Source organism: Janthinobacterium glycogeni (genome assembly GCF_051380725.1).
Classification (GTDB): domain Bacteria; phylum Pseudomonadota; class Gammaproteobacteria; order Burkholderiales; family Burkholderiaceae_D; genus Janthinobacterium.
The window spans coordinates 356,199-364,360 of sequence record NZ_JBNYXP010000007.1 but is presented as its reverse complement, the minus strand read 5'-3'; the positions used below and the strand labels follow the sequence as shown (position 1 = coordinate 364,360).

General features: G+C 56.9%; 8 protein-coding genes and 1 pseudogene. 2 read left to right on the top strand and 7 right to left on the bottom strand.

What is annotated here, in order from left to right:
* Positions 1 to 110, top strand: a pseudogene (locus ACQ4W4_RS18830) (IS5/IS1182 family transposase); the annotation flags it as partial.
* A 6-nt stretch (positions 111 to 116) separates the two neighbouring features.
* Here ACQ4W4_RS18830 and ACQ4W4_RS18825 read toward each other — a convergent pair.
* From ACQ4W4_RS18825 to ACQ4W4_RS18805, 5 genes are all read right to left on the bottom strand, one after another.
* Positions 117 to 1,049, bottom strand: a complete 933-nt coding sequence (locus ACQ4W4_RS18825) for a tyrosine-type recombinase/integrase (protein ID WP_436543264.1) — start codon at positions 1,047 to 1,049, stop codon at positions 117 to 119.
* A 399-nt stretch (positions 1,050 to 1,448) separates the two neighbouring features.
* A complete protein-coding gene (gene guaA, locus ACQ4W4_RS18820; RefSeq protein ID WP_034752205.1) occupies positions 1,449 to 3,059 on the bottom strand; it encodes a glutamine-hydrolyzing GMP synthase in 1,611 nt (536 codons plus the stop codon).
* 82 nt (positions 3,060 to 3,141) lie between these two features.
* The gene (gene guaB / locus ACQ4W4_RS18815; RefSeq protein WP_099377100.1) at positions 3,142 to 4,602 is read right to left on the bottom strand and encodes an IMP dehydrogenase; all 1,461 of its coding nucleotides are present in this window, start codon (positions 4,600 to 4,602) and stop codon (positions 3,142 to 3,144) included.
* 124 nt (positions 4,603 to 4,726) lie between these two features.
* Positions 4,727 to 5,023, bottom strand: coding sequence for an RnfH family protein (locus ACQ4W4_RS18810; RefSeq protein WP_436543263.1), 297 nt, complete (start codon positions 5,021 to 5,023; stop codon positions 4,727 to 4,729).
* On the bottom strand, positions 5,016 to 5,447 hold the full coding sequence (locus ACQ4W4_RS18805; protein WP_035818194.1) for a type II toxin-antitoxin system RatA family toxin: 432 nt from the start codon (positions 5,445 to 5,447) through the stop codon (positions 5,016 to 5,018). The genes ACQ4W4_RS18810 and ACQ4W4_RS18805 overlap by 8 nt, the downstream gene beginning before the upstream one ends.
* 93 nt (positions 5,448 to 5,540) lie before the next feature.
* Here ACQ4W4_RS18805 and smpB point away from each other — a divergent pair, with 93 nt between their 5' ends.
* Positions 5,541 to 5,990, top strand: a complete 450-nt coding sequence (gene smpB / locus ACQ4W4_RS18800; protein WP_034784131.1) for an SsrA-binding protein SmpB — start codon at positions 5,541 to 5,543, stop codon at positions 5,988 to 5,990.
* 301 nt (positions 5,991 to 6,291) lie between these two features.
* Here smpB and ACQ4W4_RS18795 read toward each other — a convergent pair whose 3' ends face one another.
* Together ACQ4W4_RS18795 and ACQ4W4_RS18790 are read right to left on the bottom strand one after the other, a co-directional pair.
* On the bottom strand, positions 6,292 to 6,600 hold the full coding sequence (locus tag ACQ4W4_RS18795) for an H-NS histone family protein (RefSeq protein ID WP_010397665.1): 309 nt from the start codon (positions 6,598 to 6,600) through the stop codon (positions 6,292 to 6,294).
* Positions 6,601 to 7,209: 609 nt separating this feature from the next.
* Positions 7,210 to 8,154 (bottom strand): SPFH domain-containing protein, encoded by a 945-nt coding sequence (locus ACQ4W4_RS18790; protein ID WP_070221509.1) that lies wholly within the window; start codon positions 8,152 to 8,154, stop codon positions 7,210 to 7,212.
* Between the last annotated feature and the right edge of the window lie 8 nt (positions 8,155 to 8,162).

Below are 8,162 nucleotides of genomic sequence, written 5' to 3'. Positions count from 1 at the left end.
GCTTCCGCCGATTACGCATCCGCTACGAGCGCCGTGCCGATATCCATCAGGCATTCCTCTCGCTTGCCTGCATACTCATCTGCTGGAGATACATTCAGCGGTTTTGTTAGGCGTTCTTAATAAGCCTTGCTACCCGCATCGCGGATAGGGAGACTAAAACCACCGCGCCGGCACGGAGGAAGCCATGTGCATAAAAATGATGCTCTGCAGTGAACTGCCTGTGACCCAGGCATGGTGTTGTGGGGGTTGCGACGCTTCATCCGCCTGGCCGGAATGGTCCATAGAGCATCGGTAAAGTTCACCTCACTCCATGTTGCGTCCGTCAGTTCGGATTTGCGCACCATGGTGAGTAATAGTAATTTGCAAGCCAAGCGCAAGGTCGGCGCGCACTGCACGTATTCGATATGTTCGTAGAACAGCGCGATCTCTTCGGCCCCCAACGCGCGGTCGCGCGGCTCAAATACGGCAATGGATGAGGGAGCGACCAGATCCGCAGGGTTTTCAACCTTCTGTCCTCTTTGTTCTGCGTACTTAAAGACCAGTTTGACGATATCGCGCGCGTGCACAGCCGTCGCAGGGGCGCCACGTGCGAGGATGGCGTCGCATACGGAACGTAACTCGTTGTGCGTTATTTCATGCAGCAAGAGACTGCCAAATGGGCGCTTCAGATCGCGTTCATACACCGAGCGCCGCATATCCCGCGTCGACTCCGCCATTTTGTACTTTATTAGCCAACGTTCGGCCCAGACGCTGAATGGTTCTCCAGCGGCCAACTGATGGCGCGATTGGGCTTTGAGGCGCGACGGGGACTTGCCTTCCGATTGCGCTTTCTTGGCTTGCTCCAGGCGCTCCCTTGCCTCCTGCAAGCTCAAGCCACCGGCACCGTACCGCCCGAGCACCAAGGTTTCACTCCGGCCATTGACGCGGTAGTTATAGCGAAACGAGATGGTGCCAGTGGGCAGGACCGTCGCATACATACCGTCACGATCCGGCACCTTATAGGCTTTCGTAGCAGGTTTCAGGTTTTTCAGTTTCGTATCGGTCAACATGGTCACCTCCCACTCCTACACAAGTCTGTACTGGCGGCCGATTCATTTCAAACAATCAATCACTTAGCGCGAAAAAAAGTGAAATAGTTATCCCATCTCGTGCTGCTGATACCCTCACGATGAAGAGCGTAAAAAATACGCTAAAAATCCTTTAAAATCAAACACTTAAAACGAAAAATACCCGCAAAAATACCCTCACGTGACAAAACAGCAAGAAGAACCAAATGTTAAATTCACATTTCGGCATATTTGATACCGGCAAAAATACCCACAAAAAAACGTGCTTGGCTCTGCCGTGGGTTGCTTGCGTTTGCCAGACAAAATAAAAAAAGCCCCTAAAAAATCAGGGGCTTAGCTGTTTCATTGACCCGGCGTTACCTTACGGTGCCGGACGGGAGATTATTCCCATTCAATGGTCGCCGGCGGCTTGCCCGAAATATCGTAGACGACGCGGTTGATGCCGCGCACTTCATTGATGATGCGGTTCGAGACCTTCCCCAGCAGACTGTGCGGCAGGTGGGCCCAATGGGCCGTCATGAAGTCCTGCGTTTGCACGGCGCGCAGTGCCACCACGTATTCGTAGGTGCGGCCATCGCCCATCACGCCCACCGATTTCACGGGCAGGAAGACGGCAAAAGCCTGGCTCGTCGCTTCGTACCAGTTGGTCGGCACGCTATCCTGGTCGAAGCCAGGAACCACGACCGGCTCATACGGCGTGTTGCGCAGTTCTTCGATGAAGATGGCGTCGGCGCGGCGCAGCAGGTCGGCGTAGTCTTTCTTGACTTCGCCGAGGATGCGCACGCCCAGGCCCGGGCCCGGGAATGGGTGGCGGTAAACCATGTCATGCGGCAAGCCCAGGGCCACACCCAGTTTGCGCACTTCATCCTTGAACAGTTCGCGCAAGGGTTCGAGCAGCTTGAGTTTCATGGTGTCCGGCAAGCCGCCCACGTTGTGGTGGCTCTTGATGGTCTGGCCTTTCTTGCCCTTGCCCGCCGATTCGATCACGTCCGGGTAGATCGTGCCTTGCGCCAGCCATTTGGCGTTGACCAGCTTGCCCGATTCGACCTGGAACACTTCGACAAATTCGCGGCCGATGATCTTGCGCTTCTGCTCGGGATCGGTGACGCCGGCCAGATGGCCCATGAACTGGTCTTCCGCGTCGACACGGATGACTTTCACGCCCAGGTTCTTGGCGAACATGTCCATCACCATCTTGCCTTCGTCCAGGCGCAGCAGGCCATGGTCGACGAAGACGCAGGTCAGCTGGTCGCCGATGGCGCGATGGATCAGGGCAGCGGCCACGGACGAATCGACGCCGCCGGACAGGCCCAGGATGACGTCGTCGGTGCCCACTTGCGCGCGGATTTTTTCCACCGCTTCGCTGATATAGTCGGGCATGTTCCAGTCCGACTTGCAGCCGCAGATTTCATGCACGAAACGACCGAGCATGGCCTTGCCCTGCACCGTGTGCGTTACTTCCGGGTGGAACTGCACGCCGTAGAACTGGCGCTCTTCATCGGCCATGGCGGCGATCGGGCAGCTCGGGGTGTTGCCCATCAGCTTGAAGCCTGGCGGCATTTCCAGCACCTTGTCGCCATGGCTCATCCATACTTTCAGCATGCCGTGGCCTTCGTCGGTGACGAAGTCGGCAATACCGTTGAGCAGCTTGGTGTGGCTGCGGGCGCGCACTTCGGCGTAACCGAATTCGCGCACCAGGCCATTTTCCACCTTGCCGCCCAGCTGGGCCGCCATGGTTTGCATGCCGTAGCAGATGCCCAGCACGGGCACGCCCAGCTCGAACACGGCTTGCGGTGCGCGCGGCGAGTCGCCGTCCAGGGTGGAATTGTGGCTGCCCGACAGGATCACGCCGGCGGCGCCGTAGTTGCGCACGAATTCGTCGCTGACGTCATACGGGAAGACTTCGGAAAACACGCCGGAATCGCGCACGCGGCGGGCGATCAACTGGGTGACTTGGGAACCGAAATCGAGAATGAGGATTTTAGAATGCATGATGGGGACTTTATCTGGAGGCTATTGCAAAACCGGCGCCGGGGTGTTTCACCCTTGCGCCGGTCTGGACTTTCCTTACCGCTTACTCGGAGCGATAATTTGGCGCTTCTTTCGTGATCTGCACATCGTGGACATGCGACTCGCGCATGCCGGCCGAGGTGATTTCCACGAATTCCGCCTTTTCGCGCAGTTCGTCGATGGTGGCGCAACCGCAGTAACCCATCGATTGACGCACGCCGCCCACCAGCTGGAAGATGATCGCCAGCACGCTGCCTTTGTAGGCCACGCGGCCTTCGATACCTTCCGGCACGAACTTGTCGGCCTTCATGGTGGCGTCCTGGAAATAACGGTCAGCCGAGCCGTCGGACATCGCGCCCAGCGAGCCCATGCCGCGGTACGATTTGTAGCTGCGGCCCTGGTACAGGATCACTTCGCCTGGTGCTTCTTCCGTACCGGCAAACATGGAACCCATCATGACGGTCGAGGCGCCAGCGGCCAGCGCTTTCGAGATGTCGCCCGAGAAACGGATACCGCCGTCGGCGATACATGGCACGCCCGTGCCTTCGAGTGCTTCGGCGACATTCGAGATGGCCGTGATTTGCGGCACGCCCACACCGGCGACGATACGCGTGGTGCAGATCGAGCCAGGACCGATGCCGACCTTGACCGCATCGGCGCCGTATTCCACCAGCGCCTTGGCGGCGGCGGCGGTAGCGATGTTGCCGCCAATCACTTCCACTTGCGGGTACTTGGTCTTGATCCAGCGTACGCGGTCGAGGATGCCCTGCGAGTGGCCGTGGGCCGTGTCGACCACCAGCACGTCGACACCGGCGGCGACCAGCAGGTCGATGCGCTCTTCATCCTTGGCACCGACGCCGACGGCAGCGCCGACCAGCAGCTTGCCCTGGCTGTCTTTCGACGCGAACGGGTGGGAAGTGGACTTCTGGATATCCTTGACGGTGATCAGGCCGCGCAATTCGAAGGCGTCATTGACGACCAGCACGCGCTCGAGGCGGTGCTTGTTCATCAGGCGCTTGGCTTCGGCCGTATCGGCGTCTTCGTTGACGACGACGAGTTTTTCGCGCGGGGTCATCTTGGCGGAGGCTTCCGCGTCGAGTTCCTTTTCAAAGCGCAAATCGCGGTTGGTGATGATGCCGACGACTTCCTTGCCTTTGACGACAGGGAAACCGCTGATGCCGTATTGCTCCGTCAGAGCGATCACGTCACGGATTTTCATTTCCGGCGGAATCGTGATCGGATCACGCAGCACGCCAGCTTCGAAACGCTTTACGCGGGCCACTTCACGCGCCTGATCCTTCGGATTCAAATTCTTGTGGATGATGCCGATGCCGCCTTCCTGGGCCATCGCGATCGCCAGGCGGGCTTCCGTCACCGTATCCATGGCTGCGGACAGCAAGGGAATATTCAGGGTGATATTGCGGGTCAGGCGAGTTTTGAGGGACGTATCGGCGGGCAGAACGTTGGAGTAGGCTGGGACGAGCAGCACGTCATCGAATGTGAGTGCTTTTTGAAGTAGACGCATAGCATTTCCTATTGGCGCAAAAGCAGATTATACAGAAAAAAGCGCCCTTCGTCCTTGCAGCATAGAAAAGATATTTGAAAATAGCAAAAAATGGCGCGCGCCAGGCGGCCGCCGCCCTGCCCGCTCAACCCTTCGCTGGCTTGCCGCTGGCACGGCGCCGGCGCGCCTCTTTCGGGTCCGCCTGCAAGGGGCGGTAGACTTCCACGCGGTCATGCTCGTGCAATACGGTATCGAGCGGCTTCTTCTTGCCATAGATGCCGACCATGTTCACGGCCAGGTCGATGCCGGGCATTTCCTGCAGCAAGCCGCTCAGCACCACCGCCTGCCCGATGGTGGTGCCTGCCGGCACGCGCAGGGAACGCAGAAAGGCGCTGTCCGGCAGCGCGTGGCAGACTTGCACCTGAATGCTGATTTCAGCCATATACCGTCTCCGCGCGCTTGCAGAAGGAATCGACCATGCTGTTGGCGATCATGCCGAAGACGGGGCCGATGATCTGTTCCAGTACGCGGCTGGAAAACTCGTAGTGCAGGTCCAGTTCGATCTTGCAGGCGTCTTCGCGCAGGGCCTTGAAGGTCCACACGCCGTCGAGGGTCTTGAAAGGGCCGTCCACCAGCTTCATCTTGATGGAAGTCGGCGGCACGTTCTCGTTGGACGTGGTGAAGCTTTGGCGCACGCCGTGGTAATGTATGCCCACGCTGGCGACGACCGTGTTCTCGCCCCGCTCGCGAATCTCGACCGCACCGCACCAGGGCAGAAATTTGGGATAATCTTCCACCGCCGCCACCAGCGCGAACATTTGTTCGGCGCTATAGCCGAGAAAAACTGATTTATGTACTACTGCCATTGAAGAACCATTTGCTATGATGTTGGATACATTTGATTTTATCGCGCTTGCGCGAGACAGTAGTTTAACCGACCCGCGCACATTTACCATCTCATGACCATAGCAGACAACAGAAAAGCCTTCCACGACTACTTTATCGAGGATCGCTACGAAGCGGGCATCGTGCTGGAAGGCTGGGAAGTCAAAGCCATCCGCGACGCCCGCGTCCAAATCAAGGAAGCCTACGTCGTCGTCCGCGGCGATGAACTCTTCCTGTTCGGCGCGCATATCAGCGCCCTGCCGACCGCCTCCACCCATATCCACCCGGAAGCCGTACGCACGCGCAAGCTGCTGCTGCACCGCGCGGAAATGGATAAACTGATCGGCAAGGTGGAACGCTCAGGCTATACCCTGGTGCCGCTCAACCTCCACTACAAGGGCGGTCGCGTGAAATGCGAAATCGGCCTGGCCAAAGGCAAGAAGCAGCACGACAAACGCGCTGCGGAACGCGACCGCGATGGCGCGCGCGAAGTGCAGGCGGCCATGAAATCGCACCGCCGCTGATCCGGCACCGCGCACAGCGAACTGCGCCACTACCAACAAGCCCGGCTATATGCCGGGTTTTTGTTTTGACGATTGCCTGCGGCAAGCGGGAAAAACTCAGTGCGATGGAATAAAGCGGGGAAAAGAAAGAGATGAGGCGGGAAGCGGTATTGACGAAAAAGCCAAGGAGATACGGCGATGGAGATCAACTCGGCCTGTCTGGCCAAAGACTAAAAACGAGGAAAGTTCCGGATGCTTGCATGCTGCTTTGTACACCTGTATTAACGCACAGGACAAGCATCCGAATGAATGGCGTATTACATTACACCTTCAGCAGATCACGCGACTTGCCCGAATCGGTCCACTCTTTTACCCATTTCGGTTGACGGCCACGGCCAGTCCACTGTTGCGTCGCATCATCCGGATTGCGATAGCGTACCGCGACCGTGCCGGTTTTAGCGCGGATACCCGTACCAACCAGATCTTTTACGGAAACGCCGACGCTTTGGGCGATGGCCAGGATTTGTTCACGCGCCTTGGACAGGTCGTCTTGTTCGCGTTTTTTCATTTGCTTCTTGATGTCGTCCTGCAAGGTGCGCAGTTCGGACAGGGATAAGCTGGACAGATCCATGATATTTCCTTGTGTGAGTTGAAAAATATAACTGAACAGTTAAATTCTATCCAATTGTAACGCGATTGAGGTGATTTTTTCTGAAGATTTGATTGTTTTTTACAATTCTTTTCCCAAAAACCCCACTTCCCGGCCTTCAGGCGATGCAAGTCTTCAATCAAGGGGACGGACACCGCTGTGTACCGTGTGCGCCAGTCACTGTATTTTTGTGCGGCGGCACTTAAATACAGCACCATCGGTCACATTTATTCTGCAGTATTTTTTGTTTCATTGCAATTTATAGTAATTAAAAATTGCAATTCATAATATACATGAGGCCAATACTATCGGCCACCGTGCATCGGCCTCCAATCCCGCGCCGTCATCCGCCGCGGACATTGGTGCGGCAGATGCTACTTCAATCAGAAAGATAAGCGTCGCACGACAGCATATAATCCAGAAAGTGCGCACAGCATAGCATAAAGAAAATATTGTCAGCGCTACTGATTCCAACGCCGATACTCCAGCCCTGCTGCTGCCATATATTCCAGTGGCGCAAATGAAAACTGCCCGCGATATGGCGGGCAGTATTGACGAAAAACTTGCTACGAGTTTGCTATTCACCAGCCATCAAGGAATCGCCACGCCGCCTTTCGGCTTCTGGGTTTTGACCACCTGCATTGCCGCAGCGATCAAACCACTCATATCGCCCAGATTGGCCGGCACGATAATCGAGTTATTCGTTTTCGCCAATTGCGCGAAGGCGCCCACATACTGCTCGGCTACTTTCAGGTTGACGGCATCTTCGCCGCCCGGCTCGCGGATGGCGGCGCCCACCTGGCGCAGCGCCTCCGCACTGGCCTGCGCCAGCGCGACGATGGCCGTGGCCTGGCCTTCGGCGCGGTTGATCGATGCCTGCTTCTCGCCTTCGGAACGGGCAATGTTCGCTTCGCGCTCGCCGCTGGCGATATTGATCTGCTCCTGCTTGCGCCCTTCCGAAGCGGCAATCAGCGCGCGCTTTTCGCGCTCGGCCGTGATCTGCGCCTGCATTGCATGCAAAATTTCCTTGGGCGGCGTCAAATCCTTGATTTCATATCGCAATACCTTGACGCCCCAATTCGCCGCCGATTCATCGATGGCATTCACGATGGCCGTATTGATATGGTCGCGCTCTTCAAATGTCTTGTCGAGTTCCATTTTACCGATCACCGATCGCAAGGTCGTTTGCGCCAATTGCGTAATGGCGGCGATATAATTCGACGAACCATAGGAAGCACGCATCGCATCGGTAATCTGGAAATACAGAATGCCATCGACCTGCAATTGCGTATTGTCGCGCGTAATGCACACCTGCGGCGGCACGTCGAGTGGAATTTCCTTGAGTACATGCTTGTAAGCGATGCGGTCGACAAAAGGCACGACAATATTCAGGCCAGGCCCCAATACCGCATGGAACTTGCCCAGGCGCTCCACCACCCAGGCATGCTGCTGCGGCACCACATTGACCGTCTTGAAGACAAATACCAACGCCAGCAATAACAAGATCAACGACACGCTTCCGATGCTTACTTCCATAATCTATT